This is a genomic window from Neobacillus sp. BP17, from assembly GCF_059579525.1.
Map to the genome: position 1 here is coordinate 3122806 of NZ_CM184198.1, position 20364 is coordinate 3143169.

A 20364-nucleotide genomic window follows, 5' to 3' on the forward strand; every position below is an offset into this window, starting at 1 on the left:
AACTGAATTACCCGCCTAATCCTGGGTTTCAAAAGAAATCCCCCTTTTTAAAACCTGCCTATCCATTCAATTACTAACGATACATAACGGGATAAGGAAGTTCATCCAAATCGGCTTCCTCTCGTTCATTTTCCAACAATATGAGTTCCTCTTTTCCAGGCACCTCAAATACAAACATCATCAAAAGATCAATGGCTTTGTAATAGGGATTGCTGTCCGAAAGGTTGTTTAATAGCCGCTGGATAGCAAAGGATAAGCGCTGCGAAAGTCTGTTGAAGTTCTCATGCTCCGGTGCTGCGGCCACTAACTCTAACAGCATGGGAATATAATCAGCCAATTCCTTACCTTCATATTCAAAGCCGCCTTCACAAATGAGTTTTTGCAATTTAATTAAGGCAGCGCCCCGCTTCCGGCTGTCTCCCAGTTCATGAGCGGTTAAATAGAGGCTGGTTTTTTCCTTATAATCAAATGTTTCTACATATAGTTCTTGCAGCACCTTTTGTTCCATCTTGAAAAGAGGAAAAATCCTCGCTTCAATTTCGTTTCGAATTTCCTCCGAAGAAATATGTGCTTTTACAAATTCCTCAATAATTGACCGTTCTTTAAAAAATTCATCATTAGGGTAATCTAATATTCTCGACATGATGACTAAAATAGCCGAAGCATCATTTGTCATTGACTCTCACTTCTTTCAAATGGATAGGTGACCATTCCTTCGGCTGGAGCCAGGTCTTCGATGCTGCATGAACCCTGCTTATAATGTAAATCCCCATCCATTTCACGTCGGCCCGTTGGAATGACAAATCGTTCGTTATATTTGGCAACTGCAAGTAAACGAGCCATTTCTTCAAGTTCCTCACCCGTTGTTTTTGCTTCTTCTAAAAGCTTGCTGACTTTCAATTTATCTACACCGCCAACTGTTTTTGCACGCATATATACCCGCATTGCTGCCATCTTCAACAATACTCTGCGAATCACATCGGTATCATCGGCTGTTAATATCGACGCTAAATACTCCATCGGAATTCGCATTTGATCCACTGCAGGGATATAACCATCCGCGCTTAACTCATTTTCATTGGTAATATGATTCATGATCGGGCTGAGCGGCGGAACATACCAAACCATTGGTAATGTCCGATATTCAGGGTGAAGCGGCAGCGCGATCTTCCACTTCATTGCCATCTTATAAACCGGAGATGCCTGTGCACTTTGGATCCAGCTATGATTGATTCCCTGTTTTTCCGCTTCGGCAATTACCTCTGGATCAAATGGATCTAAGAAGACGGAAAGCTGAGCTTCATATAATTCCTTTGGATCTTTGACAGAAGCCGCTTCCTTGACTCTGTCAGCATCATATAAAACCACTCCGATATAGCGGATCCGGCCCACACAGGTTTCCGAGCAAATCGTTGGAAGTCCTGCTTCAGTCCTTGGATAGCAAAAATTACATTTCTCGGCTTTATGGGTATTCCAATTGTAATAAACCTTATGGTAGGGGCAGCCATTCATACAAAAACGCCAGCCCCGGCAGGCATCCTGATCGACCAGGACAATTCCGTCTTCATCTCTCTTGTACAATGCGCCGGAAGGACAAGATGCCACACAGGAAGGATTGAGACAATGCTCACAAATTCGCGGCAAATACATCATGAACGTTTTCTCATATTCCATCGCAATGTGTTCCTGAAGCTTTTGGACATTGGGGTCCATTGGTACTACTTCCTTACCGCCTGCGAGGTCATCATCCCAGTTTGGTCCCCATTCAGGTTTATCCATATACTGTCCTGTGATCATTGACTTCGGCCGGGCCACAGGTAAATTTTCTTTCTTTGGACTTTTATGTAAATGTTGAAAATCATACGTCCATGGCTCGTAAAAGTCATCTATTTCTGCCATATTGGGATTGTAAAAAATATTCGCCAGTTTCGAGATCGGCCCGCCTGCTCTTAAATGTAATTTGCCATTTCGCAGGACCCAGCCGCCTTTGTAACGATCGATGTTTTCCCATTCCTTTGGATACCCTGGTCCTGGACGCGTTTCCACATTGTTATACCAGACGTACTCCATTCCAGGACGGTTGGTCCAGACATTCTTACACGTAACAGAACAAGTATGACAGCCAATACATTTATCAAGGTGCATGACCATTGCCACTTGTGCTTTAATTTTCAAGCCAATCGACCTCCTTTAATGGTCGGACAATCGTCAATGTATCTCGCTGACTGCCTGTTGGTCCATAATAATTAAACCCGTAACTCAGTTGAGAATATCCGCCAATCATATGGGTGGCTTTCGGGTAAATTCTCGTCACACTGTTATGTGTCCCGCCGCGTGTTTTATTAATCGTATTTCCCGGAACGCCCATCGTTCGATCCTGTGCATGGTGCATATAGACTGCACCGCGCGGCATCCGGTATGTTAATACGGCTCTCGCAACAACGACGCCATTTCGATTATATAGTTCAATCCAATCGTTATCCTTTATGCCAATTTCTGCGCCATCTTCTTCATTCATCCAAACCACCTGCCAACCGCGGAACAGTTGAATCATATGGGTCGTATCATTGAACATGGTATGAATGCCCCATTTTTGGTGTGGAGTCATATAACGAAGAGTAATAGATTTCCCTTGATTCTCGACTTCCTTTTCACCTTTAATAAATGGTCCTTTAGAAATAGGCGGGATATACAATGGAAGTCCCTCGCCATAATCAAGCATGACTTCATGATCAAGGTAAAAACTTTGTCGTCCTGTTAGTGTATGCCACGGAATATGGTATTCCTTATTGACTGTGAACGGCGAATAACGGCGGTTATCATTCTCAAGACCGCTCCAAACAGGGGTCGATATGGCCTGACGAGGCTGGATGGTTAATGCATCTAACGTATAGTCCTCTTCCTCACGGCCTTCTGAAATATGAGCCAGCTTTTTACCTGTTTTTGCTTCCATGGATTTCCAGCCTTCAACTGCACGTTTCCCATTTGTGGCACCTGACATTAAGAGAATCGCATTGATTGCCTTCTTGTCCGTGTATAAATCCGGATAGCCTTTTCCTATCCCTTCATGCTTAGATGGTCCAAGTCGGTCCATTAATTCTTTATATACTTTATCACCTGGTATCCGCACACCTTTTGTTCCATAGCCGTTTTTAATATTGGGTCCAACTGTAATCCACATATCATAGACATGAGGATAATCTCGTTTTAAAATCGTAAAGTTAGGCATGGTTTTGCCTGGAATTGAATCAACTTCACCTTTGCGCCAGTCCTTCACCTTTCCGAATGGCTGGGCAATTTCATTAATCGTATCATGCGCAAGCGGTGACATAATAAGGTCCTCTTGTGCGGGAAGATGTTCCTTCGCAAGTTCAGAAAATTCCTTGGCAATTTCTCTGAATGCATCCCAATCACTACGTGTATCCCATGGCGGGTTAATCGCCGCATTAAATGGGTGAACAAATGGATGCAGGTCCGTACTGCTGATATCATGTTTTTCATACCATGTTGCGGCAGGCAAAATGATATCCGAGAACAGGCCTGAACTGGTCATGCGAAAATCCATACTTATAAACAGGTCGGTCTTACCTTCGGGCGGATCCTCAGTAATATTGACATCCTTTGGCTGCCACGAGTTTTCAACCTCAGAAAGGACGGAATCCTTCGAGCCAATTAAATGTTTAACAAAGTATTCGTGACCCTTTCCGCTGTCACCCAGTAAATTCGAACGCCAGTTAAAAAAAACACGCGGAAAATTACGCGGGTCATTTGGATTTTCAATCGCAAAATCAAGTCTTCCTTCTTTTAACTGTTTCGCTACATCGTCAATCAAAGCCAAATCGTTAACGGTGCGTGACCTCGCTTCCTTCACTACTTCCAATGAATTTTGCGAAAGCTGTGGAAAGCTTGGCAGCCAGCCTAGGCGTGCTGACATCGCATTAAAATCGGCGGGATGCATTTTTGCATATTCGCTTCCCCAATCAGTTTGGGAATCGTTCGCATCGTATTCATAGCGAAATTGCTCCGTTGCAAAATAAAAGAAGGATGTCCCGTTCATAAAGCGTGGAGATTTCACCCAATCATTCGCAAACGCAATCTGCCCAAAACCTTCTAAAGGACGGACCTTCTCTTGTCCCACATAATGGGCCCAGCCGCCGCCATTTACCCCTTGTGAACCTGTTAACAAAACGAGATTCAAAATTGACCGGTAAATTTGATCACTATGGAACCAGTGATTCGTTCCACCACCCATGGCAATCATGGATTTCCCATTGGTACGAGCTGCATTATCAGCAAATTCTCTAGCAACCTGGATGACATGGGATTTGTTAACACCGGTAATACTTTCCTGCCAAGCAGGTGTATAAGGATTGTTTTCATCGTTATAATCTGCTGGATAATTTCCTTCCAACCCTCTGTTGACCCCTACATGAGCCAGCATGAGATCATAGACGGTCGTAACAAGCAATTCATTTCCATCCTGGTCTTTTATCCTCTTCACAGGAACTCCACGTTTGTTCGTTCCACCCTCTACTTTTGCAAAATAAGGGAATTCGACCAGCACAACATCATCTTTTTCATCAAAAAAACTAAGCATCGGATCTATTTCTGAACCATCTTCTGCTGTCATATCTAAATTCCACTTGTTACCCTCATCCCAGCGAAAACCTTGACTGCCATTAGGGATTGCATAGTTTTTGAGATTTTCATCCCAAACAACAGTTTTCCATTCTGCTAATTTATCCCCCTGTGAAATATCAGAGGCCCGAAGAAAACGATCGGAGCGATATCCGCCATCCTTTTTTGTTAAAAGGACAAGATAGGGCAAATCCGTATATTTTTTTGCATAATCAATAAAATACGGTGTTTGTTTATCCACATAAAATTCCTTTAAAATAACATGGGTCATGGCCATGGCAAGGGCTCCATCCGTCCCCGCCTTGGCAGGCAGCCACATATCTGCAAATTTTTCATATTCTGCATAATCTGGACTAACGCCTACTACTTTTGTCCCGTTATAGCGGGATTCCACCATAAAATGGGCATCAGGAGTTCTCGTTTGCGGTATATTTGTACCCCAAATGATGAAATATTTCGTGTTATACCAATCACCGCTCTCGGGAACATCTGTCTGGTCCCCCCATACTTGTGGTGAAGCTGGAGGAAGATCGGCATACCAATCATAAAAACTTAAAATTGTTCCGCCAATTAATGATAGAAATCTTGTTCCACCAGAATAACTAACCATGGACATCGCAGGGATGGGACTAAAACCAACAATACGGTCTGGTCCATATTTTTTAATAGTATAGATGGTCGATGCAGCAATGAGTTGACATACTTCTTTCCATGTACCTCTAACAAAACCGCCTTTACCACGGGTCTTTACGTACTGTTCCCGTTTCTTCGGGTCTGTGACAATATTTTCCCAGGCTTCAACAGGGTTACTTGCCCTCGTCAGTTCATCCTTCCACAAAGCAAATAAATCCCCGCGCACATACGGGTATTTCACACGAGTGGGACTATATGTATACCAGGAAAAACTGGCACCACGCGGACAGCCTCTTGGTTCATATTCAGGAAAATCATCGCCTGTTGACGGGTAATCAGTTTGCTGGGTTTCCCAAGCGATAATGCCGTCCTTCACATGAATTTTCCAACTGCAAGAACCTGTACAGTTTACGCCATGGGTTGAACGAACAGTTTTATCATGCTGCCAGCGCCGTCGGTAAACCTCTTCCCAATCTCGTGGACGGGGATTTTCTTCGGTCCAGCCATCATTGATCCGTTCTCCACGGACTAAGTGTTTAAGAGAATGGAATAGATTATTTTTTTTAGATTGCATCGGTGTCACCCCTTCTTGTCAGGATATCAGCCAATGGGTTAAATTCTTCACCCAACAATCGAAACGAGTCACTCCCGCTTTCAAACTCCTCTAGAAAAGTATCCCAACTGGGTGCATTTGCTGCAGCAAGTATAAGGCGTTGCAATGTATTCATATCTTCAATTTCATAGATTTCCTGAATCAATTCACCATTTAAAACCCCAAAGCGCATCCTTAGTACAGCAATTAAATCCTCTCGATCGTCGATTAGCATTGGATCATTTTCAAAGGAAAACAATGATTTAGTCAGCTCCCTCTACAGTTTAATCATTTTGTAATAATTTGAGATTAACAATGATTTACATTTCTCGGCAGCCTCTGCAAAAAATTGAACTACGTCAGCATCAGGGACCCTCGCTTGTTCCAAGGTAACTTGTGTTGTCATTGTATGTGAAAATGATTGTGAAAACCGTAAAGTGACTTCGAACCCAGATTCATTTCTTTTGACCGTTCCATGGATCTCATAAGGATGGATATGATAATCCGAAAATGTGTCGGCCATTTGCTGGTACAACGCTGGTGCGGCAAAACGTAATAACTTTTCCTCTAATTCTGGTCTTTTTCTCATTTTCACCCTCATTTCCTGTATTACCCAAAATTTCCAAGCTTATTTTTCTCCCTCAACCAGAAGTTTATTCATTTCATCGTCATTATGGATTTGATCTATAATGACCAGACTATCTAATAATGTAATCATCCGTTGATTTGGTTCATCTGACTGTAATAGATTTTTCAGATTGTCTACAATCCTCCGCATGAGGTCATGATCTCGAGTTAATTGGATTACAGTGGTCAACATATCTGGATTTGCTTCAACAATATCTTTATAAAGCCCTTCCTCTTCCGCCTCGGCATGTTTCAATGTGCGAGATTCCCAATGTTCAATCGTAACTTCTATTACCTGTAATGCCTTTTCATTGTCACCATCTTCCAGGCATTTTTGAAATAATGTTCGTAACTCGATTGCTTCGTTTAGTGCGGCTTCATGAATGGACGAATGCGCATCTTTTTTTCTTAAACTAGGACCTGACAATGTCACGTCACTCCTTTCCTATTCCAAAATAGCAAATAACTAAAAATGGAAATCATTATAATCTTTTCCATATAGCCTATCTATAAACTTTAAAAAAGAGAGGTGTTGTAAAAAAAGGTGTCAGGCACCCAATGAAAGAATTGATATTATCCCTATCTTTTTGTTATAATGAGGTGGTTGTAACATTATTGAGGAGGAACATTTTTTTATGTCAATCGAGGTAGGTACAAAGGTACAAGGTAAAGTAACAGGCATCACTAGTTTTGGGGCATTCGTAGAATTGCCTGGTGGTACAACAGGGTTAGTTCATATCAGTGAGGTAGCTGACAGCTATGTAAAAGACGTAAATGACCATTTAAAAGTTGGCGACCAAATTGAAGTCAAAGTAATTAGTGAGAAGGACGGAAAGACTGCCTTGTCCATCAAAAAAGCTATAGATAAGCCCGAAGGACAAACCTCATCTTATTCCCAACGTCCACCACGCCAGGGAAGAGTAGATAACCGTTCTAAAGATTTCCGTGCAAAGAGTAATTTTAAACCTAAGGAAAATTTCGAAGATAAAATTGCGAAGTTTTTAAAGTCTAGTGAAGAGAATTTATCTACCTTAAAACGAAGCACAGAAACAAAACGTGGCGGTAGAGGCGGAAGACGCGGATAACTTTATCGTTTATTAATAAATCAATATATAGTGAAAGGCAAACGTGTTTAGACATGTTTGCCTTTTTTAATTGCTTCATTCCTTAATTGCAACAAAAAAAAGACAGGGCTCGCCTGTCTTTTTTTTCATTTAATTATTAATCGTGAAAATTGGTACCATCTGTCGTAGCTTTAATGATGCCGGCGCGAATCACAAAATCACCGAAGTGCTCGCCATCTTCTCGTTCAGTCGCATAGCGAGAAAGTAAAACTCGCAATTCACTTAATATTTCTTCTTCACCGATGTTCTCTCGGTACATTTTATTTAGTCGGCTGCCATCAAAAGCAGCACCAAGGTACATGTTATATTTTCCTACAGCTTTCCCCATGAAAGCAATTTCACCTAGACCTGGACGGGCACAGCCGTTTGGACAGCCTGTCATCCGGATGGTGATTTCTTTATCACGTAGGCCATTTTCATCAATGATCGTTTCAATTTTATCAATTAGTTCTGGTAAATACCGCTCAGCTTCAGCCATTGCTAATCCACAGGTTGGCAATGCCACACAGGCCATTGAGCTGCGGCGAAGAGCTGAAGTATGCTTGCCATCGGTCAAACCATATTGTTCAACCAATTCGTTTATTACTTTCTTTTTCTGTGCTGATACATTGGCAATGATCAAGTTTTGATTGGTCGTTAAACGGAATTCACCCGTATGAACTTTGGCAATTTCACGTAAAGCAGTCATCAGCTTATAGTCATCAAAATCAGCAACGCGGCCGTTTTGAATAAACAGTGTCAAATGCCATTTACCATTTACGCCCTTTTCCCATCCATAACGATCACCGTTATGGTCGAAATGATATCGTCTTGCCTCTTCCAGTTTCCAGCCAAGACGGTGTTCCAATTCTTCCTTCACGGTTTCAAGGCCCAGACGGTCTACCGTGTACTTAAACCGAGCATTTTTTCTGACCGAGCGATTTCCGTAATCACGCTGAATGGTGATCGTCTTCTCGGCAACATCATAAATTTGCTCTGGCTTACAGAAGCCAATGACCTTAGCAAGTTGTGGATAAGTTGCTTTGTCACCGTGAGAACTGCCCATTCCACCGCCAATCGCGACGTTAAAACCAATAAGCTTCCCGTCTTCGACAATGGCAATAAATCCTAGGTCTTGTGAAAAGACATCAATATCATTTTCTGGAGGGACAGCAATTCCGATTTTAAACTTCCGCGGCAAATAAAGCGGTCCGTACATTGGTTCAACTTCTTCAATTTCCGGAGTACCAGCCACTACTTCTTCATCAAGCCATACTTGATGATAGGCTCTTGTTCGTGGTAATAAATCATCACTTAGCATTTTGGATAAACCATATACTTCAGAATGGATATCAGATTGATACGGATTAGAAGTACACAAAACATTACGGTTTACATCTCCACATGCAGCAATCGTATCTAAAAGAGTGGAATGAATTTGTTGAATCGTATTTTTCATGTTCCACTTTAAAATCCCATGCATTTGAAATGTCTGGCGTGTTGTTAGTTTTAAAGTGCCATTCCCATTCCTTTGAGCGAGCTCATCCATGACAAGCCATTGTTCAGGTGTAGCAACTCCGCCAGGTAAGCGAACACGAAGCATAAACTGGTACGCTGGTTCAAGCTTTTGTTTGGCACGTTCATTGCGGAGGTCGCGATCATCCTGCAAATAACTGCCATGATGCTTCATTAAACGGTTGTCATCATCAGGAATTCCAGCACTTATCCGGTCTAACATTACTTCTTTAAGTGTCCCGCGTAAATAATTACTTCTTTCTTTGATACCTTCCACATCACTTGGAGGGCCTTCAGGCGCTTTTAAAATTTGATTAACCATGGTGAAACTCCTTTCCATCCCAAATCAGTATACGTCACGCTGATAACGTTTTTGCTGCTGCATATCGGCTACATATTCTTCTGCTTTTTCACGGCTTAAGCCGCCTTCTTTTTCAATAATGTCAATTAATGTATTATGAACATCATGGGCCATATGTTTTTCATCCCCACAAATGTACAGATGAGCACCTTCTTCAAGCCATTCAAATAATTCTTTACTATTTTCAAGCATACGGTGTTGTACATATACTTTTTCAGCTGTATCACGTGAAAAGGCTACATCCAATTTCGACAATACACCGTCTTTCAGCCATTTTTGCCATTCTGTTTGATAAAGGAAATCCGTCACAAAATGCTGATCTCCGAAGAATAGCCATGATTTTCCTTCTGCCCCAATTTCTTCACGCTCTTGCATAAAGGAACGAAATGGTGCTGCTCCAGTACCTGGTCCCACCATGATGATTGGAGCCTCTGGGTTATTTGGAAGCTTGAAGTTTTCATTATGTTGGATATACACTGGCACGGTATCGCCTGGCTGCAGACGCTCCGCTGTCTGAATGGAACAAACCCCATTTCGTTTCCGGCCGTGTGCCTCATAACGAACCGCTCCGATTGTCAAATGAACCTCATCCGGGTTTGCCGCTAAGCTGCTTGATATCGAATACAGTCGGGACGGCATTTTTCGAAGAATGGACACAAACTCTTGTGCTGAACCAACCCAAGGAGTAAAATCACGGACTAAATCAAGTAAGTCGCGTCCATCCAAATATGTCTTTAATTTCTCTTCATTACCTGGTGAGAGCAGTTCCTGTAAATTTTCATTTGCAGTAAGACGGGCTGCCTTCTCAATCAACGGTTTCGTTAACGTCGTAATTTCAAAATGTGTGGTAAGTGCTTCTTTAAGCGGGAGAATTTCTCCTTTTTTATTCACAGTCACCTGTTGTTCTGGATCCCAGTTCATTTCCTCTAATAGCGAGGTAACGAGCGCGGGGTCATTTTCTGGATATATCCCAAGACTATCTCCCGGTTCAAATGTAAGTCCAGATCCTTCAAGCGACAACTCAAGGTGGTGCGTTTCTTTATTTGAGCCGCGGCCATTCAGATTGATATTTTCTAATACTTCTGCTTTAAATGGATTTGATCTTGAATACGTTGATTCTACTGCTTGAGATACCAGTTCCTGTACTGGAACTTGGCTGCCGGCGTCTGCTTCTTTTAAATTACTAAGCACACCTGCAAGCCATTCAGATGCTGGCTCATCGTAATCAAGATCGCAGTCAAAGCGTGGGTAAAGCCTCGTACCGCCAAGTTCTTCCAACCGTGCATCAAAGTCTTTTCCTGTTTGACAGAAAAATTCATACGAACTGTCACCCAGTGCCAAAACTGAGAAACGAAGATGGTCTAGTTTCGGAGCACGTTTTCCATGCAGAAACTCATGAAAGGATATGGCATTATCTGGCGGAGTGCCCTCGCCATGGGTACTAGCGACGATCAGCAGATTTTCAACCTTTTTTAAATTGTTAGGTTTAAAATCGCTCATTGATAAGACAGTTACTTGGAACCCAGCTGCCTCAAGTTTCTTGCCCGCTTTCTTAGCAAGACCCTGAGCGTTACCCGACTGTGAACCAAAAAGGATGGTCACATCTTTAGAAATTACTGGTGCTGTGATTCCTCCCGGTTGTTCAGATACCTGGGCATTTCCAGACCCTGAAATCGAAGAAAATTGGGCTGCTGCCAAGAATCCGCTCAACCAGACTTTTTGAGATTCTGTCAACGTAGGCAGTATCCGGTTTAGGAGTTCTGCTTGCTCCTGATTAAAAGGACTGTTCAATACTTGAAGTTGCACTAAAATCCACCTCACAAAGGATTATTAACTGATTGTGATCATTTATTTATCATGCCTTGTAATAAAGATTCTTACAGTACACAATTTTCAGTCAAAAAATGATTAATATAATAATAGTTTTACTATTCCTATAAGTCAAGTCGGTTTTAATGATTTAATCCATTAAAATCTGTTAAAATTTTGGTTTTTTTAAGTGGATGCATGTTACTACAACAATTAAATAAATATATAGCGCAATGTAATAGCATACCGCGACACTTTTCCAATGCTTTGGCTTTTGTCACGTCACACTGTCCTCATTGCGCCAGAATTTTAGGAAATGTTATCTATTTCTTCTGTTTCGGTTACGCAAAAACGTCGGAATGTCAATTGATTCCTCTGTATCCTGTCCATAGCTTCCATAATCATGCGAAGGCTCTTCATGAATCACTTGTTCTTGTTTTGGCTGGGAATGGACCTGCTGAATTCTTGATGTTCCTTCTTTTTGAATTGGAGTAGACGGCCTAGTGGTTCGTGCCAGTTTATCAACAAAACCTGTAGCAATCACTGTAATCATGATTTCATTTTTAAAATTTTCGTTAATAATCGAACCAAAAATCATATTTAGATCTTTATCAGCTGCTGAAGCGACAAGGTCCGCTGCCTCTTGCACTTCATATAAACTTAGATCTTTCCCTCCAGTTATATTCATAAGAATCCCTTGTGCTCCGTCAATCGACGTTTCTAATAAAGGACTAGAAATGGCCTTTTTTGCTGCCTCTACTGCGCGTCCATCACCTTTTGCAACACCAATACCCATTAAAGCCGTACCTTGATTACTCATAATGGTCTTAACATCAGCAAAATCCAAATTTATTAATCCAGGAACAGCTATTAAGTCAGAAATCCCTTGAACACCTTGACGCAGAACATTATCCGCTTCTCGGAACGCTTCAATCATCGGCGTTCTTTTATCAACAATTTGCAATAGGCGATCATTTGGAACTATGATTAATGTATCAACTGCTTGACTCATTAGCTCAATTCCACTTGCTGCATTTGAAGCACGTTTACGTCCCTCAAATCCAAAAGGGCGGGTTACAACGCCAATTGTCAGGGCACCAAGGGCACGGGAGATTTCAGCAATCGCAGGGGCAGCACCTGTTCCTGTACCTCCACCCATCCCAGCAGTGACGAAAACCATGTCGGCTCCTTTTAATACGTCCTCCAGCTGTCTTCTGCTTTCCTCAACCGCTTTTCTGCCAACTTCGGGGTTAGCGCCAGCACCTAATCCTCTTGTCAACTGTGCTCCAATTTGCATTTTAATTTCTGCTTTTGATAGATTTAGAGCTTGGGCATCTGTATTGACAGCAATGAACTCGACACCTTGAACTCCGCCTTCAATCATCCGATTGACAGCATTATTTCCGCCACCGCCAACGCCAATTACTTTTATTCTAGCTACTTGATCTATATCCATGTCAAAATCCCACATATTATTCCTCCTACTTATCATCCGTTAAATTATTTGCCTCGCTATTAAAAAAAATCATAGATTTTTATAATCTTGCAATCGATTAGTTACAAATAATCATATATCGTATGTATATTTTTTTCCTATTCCTATTTTACCAAAATAATAGCAGATTTAATATAGTAAGCTAACACTCAATTCAGATAAATTTGTTGAATTTTGAGGAAAATACTAGAAAATTTGTTAAATTTATTAAACAATTTTTTTAAGTAGTTCTTTTGAAATACTCCCATCGATAGATTTTATTAGCATGCTAGGATACTGCCATCAATTCTCTATCATTCTGCTAGCATGAAGATAGAGTGTCACTAGCCTGCTTCTATAAGAAAAAATACCGTTAATGCTGCCGCATTAACGGTATTTTTGATGATCAGCTTTTTAACTTTTGATTTAGCTATAAACGGTATGTACTTTTATAACGCAGGCGCTTCCAACCCCATATGACTCCACTCTTCCCGGGCTGGTCCATAAACTCCAGGTACATTTAATCCAGCTTGGCGCATTAGTACTGTCATTTGGCCGCGATGATGAATGATGTGTTTAATTAAAAGAGAAAGTGTCACTCCTTTTGGCATTTCCATACCAAACACGTTTTTCATTTCGGTTAAGGATGCATCCGTCCATTGCTGCTGTACTGCCTCGATTGTATCAGCAGTAACCTTTCGAAAAGTGTCAGCAATGATTTTCGCCGAGGTCGGTACTACATCTCCATTCTCCACATTTTCAGCAGTAATGCCGAATTCGTTAAGCATTCCAGGAGTGCTCGCAACCACATGCCACGCAATTCTGCCTAGCGTTCGGTCTTCTGGGGAAACTTCTTGTTGAAGTGATTGGTCCGTTAAAACATCTAACACCTTTTGTGTAGAGGATGCCTCTTGATTCCATTCTTGGATAAATTCAGATATTGATGTATACATGATTTTTTTCCTCCTACTTTGATACGTTTAACAATAAAAGTATATCATTCTTACCATTAACAGCAAAATTTACCACATCAAATCTATCTAAAACTCCTCTACGGTTGAAATATATGGTAAGTTTCGGTACATTTGTGCGTAGTCAATCCCATAGCCGACAATGAATTCATCTGGGATGACAAAGCCTACATAATCAACTGGCAAGTCTACTCGCCTTCTTTCAGGCTTGTCTAAGAGCGTGCAAATTTTTATTTGTTTCGGCTTATGCGCTATTAAATGACCGCGCAAGAAATGCAATGTCAGACCACTGTCGATAATATCCTCAACAACTAGGACATTCTGATTGGTAATATTTGCATCAAGGTCCTTCAGTAATCTTACTTTCCCTGATGACTCTGTCTCGTCCCCATAGCTTGAAACGGAAATGAAATCAATATTAATATTCCCCTTCATCTCACGAATCAAATCAGCAGCGAAGATAAACGATCCTTTTAAGACGACGATTAAAATAATGTCCTCATTATTGAAGTCTTTTTCAATTTGTTCCGCTAACAGCTTAACTCGTTCTTTAATTTCTGTTTCAGAAATCATCACATCTTTAATTCTATAACCCAAGATTTCCACCTCATTCTAAAAAATAAAAATGCCAATACGAAAAATCATCTAGTTTGATTTTTCGCATTGGCATCGATTGTTATACCCCTTTATAAGCAAGGCGGTAAATTTCTGCTAATTCAGTTACTAGCGGAAGTTTGGGATTTGCTGTGGTGCATTGGTCTTCGAAAGCCCGATCTGCTAGGTAGTCAACTTTGCTTTCAAATTCAGCTTTATTTATATGGTTTGCTTCAAGGCTCATTGGCACTTCCAATTCCTGTGCCAATTTAATAATGGCTTGAACGAGGCTTTCTACACCTTCCTCGGTGTTACTTGCAGGTAATCCTAGAATTCTAGCGATTTCAGCATAACGTTTGTCAGCTTTGAAATGATTGTACTTCGGAAAAGCTGTAAATTTCTTTGGCTTGGCGGCATTATAACGTATTACATGTGGCATAAGTACAGCATTTGCCCGTCCGTGTGCAATATGGAACTCGGCACCAAGTTTATGGGCAAGACTATGGTTTATTCCTAAAAATGCGTTAGCAAACGCCATACCAGCAATTGTTGAAGCATTATGAACCTTTTCTCGAGCTTCTTCATCCTGGCCGTTTTTGTAGGCTCTAGGCAGGTACTCAAATACGAGTTGGATGGCTTTAATTGCGAGGCCATCAGTATAATCATTTGCCATACATGACACATATGCTTCAATGGCGTGTGTCAAGACGTCCAATCCGGTATCGGCTGTAATGTGTTTTGGCACCGTCATCACAAATTGCGGATCGATAATGGCAACGTCAGGAGTTAATTCATAATCAGCCAGCGGATATTTAATATTTGCTTCTTTATCAGTAATGACCGAGAATGACGTTACCTCCGAGCCTGTTCCAGAAGTGGTAGGAATGGCCACAAATTGTGCTCTTTGGCCAAGATTAGGATATTTTACAATCCTTTTGCGAATATCTAAGAATTTTTGTTTTAAGCCAAAGAATTCGGTTTCTGGATGTTCATAGAACAACCACATTCCTTTGGCCGCATCCATTGCGGAACCACCGCCAAGTGCAATGATTACGTCAGGCTGGAAATTAGCCATCATTTCTGCACCCTTCATCACCGTTTCAATGGACGGATCTGGTTCTACTTCTGAAAAGATTTCACAATGCACATAATCAGGACGTTTTCTTAAATAATATAGAACTTTATCAACATATCCTAATTTCACCATTCCAGGGTCTGTAACTATAAAGGCTTTTGAAATTTTTGGCATTTTTGCTAAGTACTGTGTCGAGTTTTTTTCGAAATAAATTTTAGATGGTACTTTAAACCACTGCATATTAATATTCCTTTTCGCTACTTTTTTTATATTCATTAAATGAATGGTACCAACGTTTGTTGAGACAGAATTTCCGCCATACGTACCGCAGCCAAGGGTCAATGACGGCATATAAGCATTATAAATATCACCGATTGCACCTTGTGAGGATGGGGCGTTGACAATTATACGTCCCGCTCTCATTCGCAAGCCGAAATTCTTGATCACAGATTGGTCAGTGGTGTGAATAACAGCGGAGTGCCCTAAACCACCAAACTCCAGCATTTCCTCAGCCCGTTTGAATCCTTCTTCAAGATTACTTACCATATAACATGCAAGGACAGGGCTTAATTTTTCCCTTGAAAGTGGAAATTCAGGACCAACTCCAGTTAATTCTGCGACAAGAATCTTTGTTTCGTCAGGAACCTTCACTCCAGCCATCTCAGCTATTTTAGCGGCAGCCATTCCAACAATATCAGGGTTAACGGCACAAGAATGTACATTAATAACCAATTTTTCGACCTTCGCTTTTTCTTCCTCAGTTAAAAAGTAACAATTATTTGAAATCATTTCTTGTTTAACATGATCGTAAATTTCTTTATCAACAATAACCGCTTGTTCAGAGGCACAAATCATCCCATTGTCAAAAGTCTTTGATAAAATTAAGTCATTCACTGCTTGTTGAAGATTCGCTGTTTTTTCAATGTAGCAAGGGACATTTCCTGGTCCAACACCTAGTGCAGGCTTACCTGAACTGTATGCAGATTTCACCATTGCCGCTCCGCCTGTGGCAAGAATTAATGAAATTCTCGTATGATTCATCAGGGCTTGAGTAGCTTCGAGCGACGGTGTTTCAATCCATTGAATACAATTTTCTGGTGCTCCTGCCTTAATGGCTGCATCTTTTAGGACTCTGGCCGCTTCACTGCTGCATTTTTGTGCCGATGGATGGAAAGCAAAAATAATTGGATTTCTCGTTTTTATCGATATAAGTGCTTTAAACATTGTAGTCGATGTTGGATTGGTTACTGGTGTAACTCCGGCAATAACCCCTACCGGTTCCGCAATTTCAATCATGCCTTCATGTTCATTTTCGTTAATAATTCCAACGGTTTTATCGTATTTAATATTATGATAGACATATTCTGTAGCAAACATATTTTTGATGATTTTATCTTCGTATACGCCTCTCCCAGTTTCTTCAACCGCTAATTTCGCCAGCGGCATATGCTGGTCAATACCTGCCAAGGCCATTTCTTTGACAATTTCATTAATCATTTCTTGGTCAAAACTGCGGAACTCAGCCAAAGCTTTTAGACCATTCTCGACCAGTAGGTCCACCATCTCTGTTACATCTTGCTTTTCTTTAACTGCCTTTTCTACAACTACCATTGTAATACCTCCGTTTGATTAATTATTTGTGAAACTTTTCACAAATTATATTAAAAAAAATAATCTATTAAGCGGGTATTTTCTCAGGTGTCTATTTATTTGTTCTTTTGTGATTCATTTCACATAATTGATTAAAAAAATGTTTCCTACTTAATCTTCTTTCACAAATGGTTATTCACAAACTGGATTACGGGGAATCTTTTCAAATAATATGTCCGACAGAACCTTTGAATATTTTTTTACAATGATCACGTAATTAACTGTCCAAATATAGGAGGGAATTTCTTCATTTTCTTTAAAATACATCGCCTCAAATTCGTCCTCTACTGTTTCTTCAAATAAATCCAGGCTATAAATTTCAGAATCTGTAGAGAAGGTCTTCCATTCACAAACCATCATGTCTTATCACTCCTTGTTTGTTTATGGATTCATCATAACATATATTTTTAATAATAATTTGTGAAGTAATGAACAATATGTGAATTGTGGTTAATTTTACTAAAAATAGTCTATTTCCATATTTGACGATGTTTTCAACTGATAATATCGGAATATATTAGATGAATAGGGTATTTATCTGAAACGATTACAACCAATAAACTATTTTAATATAATATTAAATTGAATTAAATATGCTTAATTCCTAATGAAAGATGATAGTGGCAAATTAAGGGTTCCGGTCATTTAACAGCTATCTTAATACCGGAACCCCACATGAAACTAAATTTCGGGCAATTATATATCGTTAAATCAATTTAATTTCTCTTGGCAGTTTAATAGAAGTCAGAATGTCCGTCTCCCTCACACGGTCCTCTGCATAAGAGGAACCACTCAAAATCTCGTGATCCAGATAACCCGGATGACACATTACTTCGACCGTTTGCCCGTCTTGAACACGTGTGACTAGTTTCTCAAAGTAATCATAGGTCGCTCCCGCTCCATAAAAATCATGTAAAAACACATCCGAAAATGCAGCAACTCCCTCTACTGCATCCAATGAAAAACGTCTAGCACTTAAATTGTATTTTTTTGCCAGCATTTGCACCACCGGTAAAAATTCCGTAATGGTATGGACATGATGATGGCTGTCAAAATGAGTCGGTGTAAGACCTGTTTCAAGAAACTTATCAATTTGCGCACTCCACTCTCTAGTCAGTTCATCAAGCGATATCTCCCGTTGCTCTTTGAATTCAGAAATTCGTTTAAAACTGCCATTCTCATTCACTAGTGACGGAACTTCAGTTAAAAGCGGCTTCCCACAGGTGAGGACCAGATGAATCCCGACTTGAAGATTTGGATTAGCTTTCGCGAGCTCCACGGCATGCGCCACACCAGGCATGTTCATCATTATTGTGGTGGAATTAACAATACCATTTTTATGAGCATCAATAATTCCATAATTAATGCCTCTTGAATACCCAAAATCATCTGCGTTTACAATTAACTTAATCAAGCGGTATAACCTCCTTGGTAACCGGCGAAAAGGCAGCAATCCGGTGCCTTTTCGATAATTTTTGGCTGTGTTAACCTGTCTGTTGATTTCCGTTCCAGGCACTTCGCTTTCCGCGGGCGTTGCGGGGAGCCTCCTCGGCGTTTCCATCGCCTGCGGGGTCTCCCCTGCCCCGTACTCCCGCAGGAGTCTTTGTGCCTTCCCCTCCAATCAACAGAGTGTCGAAATCAGAATTAACTTTTAACACAGTCTAATTTTTAAAGAAATTAGGTAAGTATTTTTTATGTGCTTCTAACATTTCGTCGACGATTTGTTTCGCAATGGTATCAGAAGCAACTAATGGATTAATTGTTAGCGCAAGAATTGCTAGATTATAGTCTCCCGTTACCGCAGCTTCGGCTGCGACCCGTTCAAATGATTTAATTTGTTGAACAAGCCCTCGGACCGGCACGGGGAGATCGCCCATCACAAGTGGTTTTGGACCCTCTTTTGTAATGATACAGCTAACCTCAACAGCAGAATCATTAGGAATGCTCGCGATAGAACCATTATTTAACGTATTAACTGGTTGAATATCCCCTTTGTCATTATAAATAGATGAAATTAAACGGACTGCTGCATCACTGTAATATGCGCCACCCCGTTTTTCAAGTTGTGGAGGTTTTATTGATAGATTAGGATCCTTATAAAGTTCAAAAAGATCCTCTTCTAACTTTTTCACCACTTCCGCACGTGTCCCAACCGTTTCTGCATTTTTGATGTCTTTTTCGACCATTTCACGACTTTTGTAATAATAATTGTGATACGGACATGGGAGGACCCCTAAAGCTCGGATAAATTCAGGCTCCCAGCCCTGCCCTTGAATATTCTTTACGAAACTTGAATTTTCTGGATTGGTTAAAAATTCGATGACCTGATCTTTTACACTAATGCCATCCATGTAAACATCTAAGCCGTACACCATATGATTTAACCCGGCAAAGTCAATACGGACACGGGAATGTTCAACTTTTAGTAGTTTTGCGATTCCCATTTCCATCCCTATCGGTACATTACAGAGTCCGACTACCTTGCGATGGTCACTATAGCGAAGAACCGCTTCCGTCACCATCCCTGCCGGATTGGTAAAGTTAACGAGCCACGCATCAGGACAAAGTTCCTTCATATCTTTAACAATATCCAAAATAACTGGGATCGTGCGAAGTCCTTTAAAAAGCCCACCTGGTCCGTTCGTTTCTTGGCCAAGTACCCCATACTTTAACGGGATCCTCTCATCCTTAGCCCTTGCGTCGAGGAGACCCACCCGAAATTGCGTGGTCACAAAATCAGCATCCTTTAATGCTTCTCTTCGATCAAGTGTTAGATGCACTTCGACAGGAAGTCCAGCCTTTTGAAACATCCGTTTCGCTAAGTTTCCAACTATTTCTAATTTCTCTTTTCCTTCCTCGACATCCACTAGCCAAAGTTCGCGTAATGGTAGTTCATCATATCGTTTGATCAATCCTTCAACCAGCTCGGGGGTATAACTTGAACCGCCGCCAATGGTGGTAATTTTAATTGATTTAGTCAATTTCTATGAACCTCCCACTTTATTGAGTATTCATTTCTTGGCGAATCTCAACAATCTCTCTTGCTAAATCGATTAATGTAATAGCCGTCATTAAATGATCCTGCGCATGGATTAGAATAATGGGGATGTCGAAATCCTTGCCTTCCGCTTCAGCTTGGATCAATTGTGTTTGAAAGCGATGGGTATGAATGATTTCACCATCAGCTTCTGAAAGTTTTTCCAGTGCAGAAGTGAAGTTTTTTTCTTTGGCTGTAAAAATCGCTTCCATGGCGAGACTTCTGGCATTTCCACTATGCAGAATTAATTGAAATGAGAGTTGGTATAATTCTTCTTTTGTCATC

General features: G+C 40.8%; 17 protein-coding genes. 1 reads left to right on the forward strand and 16 read right to left on the reverse strand.

Annotated elements, in window-relative coordinates:
- Positions 1-73: 73 nt before the first annotated feature.
- The 6 genes from narJ to AC4QJR_RS15165 are packed head-to-tail and all read right to left on the reverse strand — an operon-like array spanning position 74 to position 6917.
- On the reverse strand, positions 74-676 hold the full coding sequence (gene narJ, locus AC4QJR_RS15140) for a nitrate reductase molybdenum cofactor assembly chaperone (RefSeq protein ID WP_496523352.1): 603 nt from the start codon (positions 674-676) through the stop codon (positions 74-76).
- Positions 673-2175, reverse strand: a complete 1503-nt coding sequence (gene narH, locus AC4QJR_RS15145; RefSeq protein ID WP_496523353.1) for a nitrate reductase subunit beta — start codon at positions 2173-2175, stop codon at positions 673-675. The genes narJ and narH overlap by 4 nt, the downstream gene beginning before the upstream one ends.
- Entirely contained in the window at positions 2165-5845 is a 3681-nt protein-coding gene (locus AC4QJR_RS15150; protein WP_496523354.1) for a nitrate reductase subunit alpha, read from the reverse strand. Before AC4QJR_RS15150 ends, narH begins: the two co-directional genes overlap by 11 nt.
- A complete protein-coding gene (locus AC4QJR_RS15155; protein ID WP_496523355.1) occupies positions 5835-6122 on the reverse strand; it encodes a hypothetical protein in 288 nt (95 codons plus the stop codon). The genes AC4QJR_RS15150 and AC4QJR_RS15155 overlap by 11 nt, the downstream gene beginning before the upstream one ends.
- An 18-nt stretch (positions 6123-6140) precedes the next feature.
- Positions 6141-6452 (reverse strand): hypothetical protein, encoded by a 312-nt coding sequence (locus AC4QJR_RS15160; RefSeq protein WP_496523356.1) that lies wholly within the window; start codon positions 6450-6452, stop codon positions 6141-6143.
- A gap of 39 nt (positions 6453-6491) precedes the next feature.
- Entirely contained in the window at positions 6492-6917 is a 426-nt protein-coding gene (locus AC4QJR_RS15165; RefSeq protein WP_496523357.1) for a hemerythrin domain-containing protein, read from the reverse strand.
- 208 nt (positions 6918-7125) lie between these two features.
- Between AC4QJR_RS15165 and AC4QJR_RS15170 the strand changes: the two genes are divergently transcribed.
- On the forward strand, positions 7126-7575 hold the full coding sequence (locus AC4QJR_RS15170) for a S1 domain-containing RNA-binding protein (protein ID WP_026567489.1): 450 nt from the start codon (positions 7126-7128) through the stop codon (positions 7573-7575).
- Between the two features lie 136 nt (positions 7576-7711).
- Here AC4QJR_RS15170 and cysI read toward each other — a convergent pair whose 3' ends face one another.
- From cysI to AC4QJR_RS15220, 10 genes are all read right to left on the reverse strand, one after another.
- Positions 7712-9430 (reverse strand): assimilatory sulfite reductase (NADPH) hemoprotein subunit, encoded by a 1719-nt coding sequence (cysI, locus tag AC4QJR_RS15175; protein WP_375376855.1) that lies wholly within the window; start codon positions 9428-9430, stop codon positions 7712-7714.
- A gap of 24 nt (positions 9431-9454) precedes the next feature.
- Positions 9455-11275, reverse strand: coding sequence for an assimilatory sulfite reductase (NADPH) flavoprotein subunit (locus AC4QJR_RS15180; RefSeq protein WP_496523358.1), 1821 nt, complete (start codon positions 11273-11275; stop codon positions 9455-9457).
- A 322-nt stretch (positions 11276-11597) separates the two neighbouring features.
- Positions 11598-12749: a cell division protein FtsZ gene (gene ftsZ / locus AC4QJR_RS15185; protein ID WP_098576178.1), complete on the reverse strand. Its 1152-nt coding sequence runs from the start codon at positions 12747-12749 to the stop codon at positions 11598-11600.
- A 452-nt stretch (positions 12750-13201) separates the two neighbouring features.
- On the reverse strand, positions 13202-13705 hold the full coding sequence (locus AC4QJR_RS15190) for a DinB family protein (protein ID WP_496523359.1): 504 nt from the start codon (positions 13703-13705) through the stop codon (positions 13202-13204).
- 87 nt (positions 13706-13792) lie between these two features.
- Positions 13793-14320, reverse strand: a complete 528-nt coding sequence (hpt, locus tag AC4QJR_RS15195; RefSeq protein WP_098576180.1) for a hypoxanthine phosphoribosyltransferase — start codon at positions 14318-14320, stop codon at positions 13793-13795.
- Positions 14321-14399: 79 nt separating this feature from the next.
- Positions 14400-17003, reverse strand: coding sequence for a bifunctional acetaldehyde-CoA/alcohol dehydrogenase (adhE, locus tag AC4QJR_RS15200; RefSeq protein WP_496523360.1), 2604 nt, complete (start codon positions 17001-17003; stop codon positions 14400-14402).
- 171 nt (positions 17004-17174) lie between these two features.
- Complete coding sequence (locus tag AC4QJR_RS15205) at positions 17175-17402, reverse strand: hypothetical protein (protein ID WP_496523361.1); 228 nt, start codon at positions 17400-17402, stop codon at positions 17175-17177.
- Between the two features lie 346 nt (positions 17403-17748).
- Positions 17749-18456: a chitin disaccharide deacetylase gene (chbG, locus tag AC4QJR_RS15210; RefSeq protein WP_496523362.1), complete on the reverse strand. Its 708-nt coding sequence runs from the start codon at positions 18454-18456 to the stop codon at positions 17749-17751.
- Between the two features lie 247 nt (positions 18457-18703).
- Entirely contained in the window at positions 18704-20023 is a 1320-nt protein-coding gene (locus tag AC4QJR_RS15215; protein WP_496523363.1) for a 6-phospho-beta-glucosidase, read from the reverse strand.
- 19 nt (positions 20024-20042) lie between these two features.
- Complete coding sequence (locus AC4QJR_RS15220; protein WP_496523364.1) at positions 20043-20363, reverse strand: PTS sugar transporter subunit IIA; 321 nt, start codon at positions 20361-20363, stop codon at positions 20043-20045.
- Position 20364 lies beyond the last annotated feature (1 nt).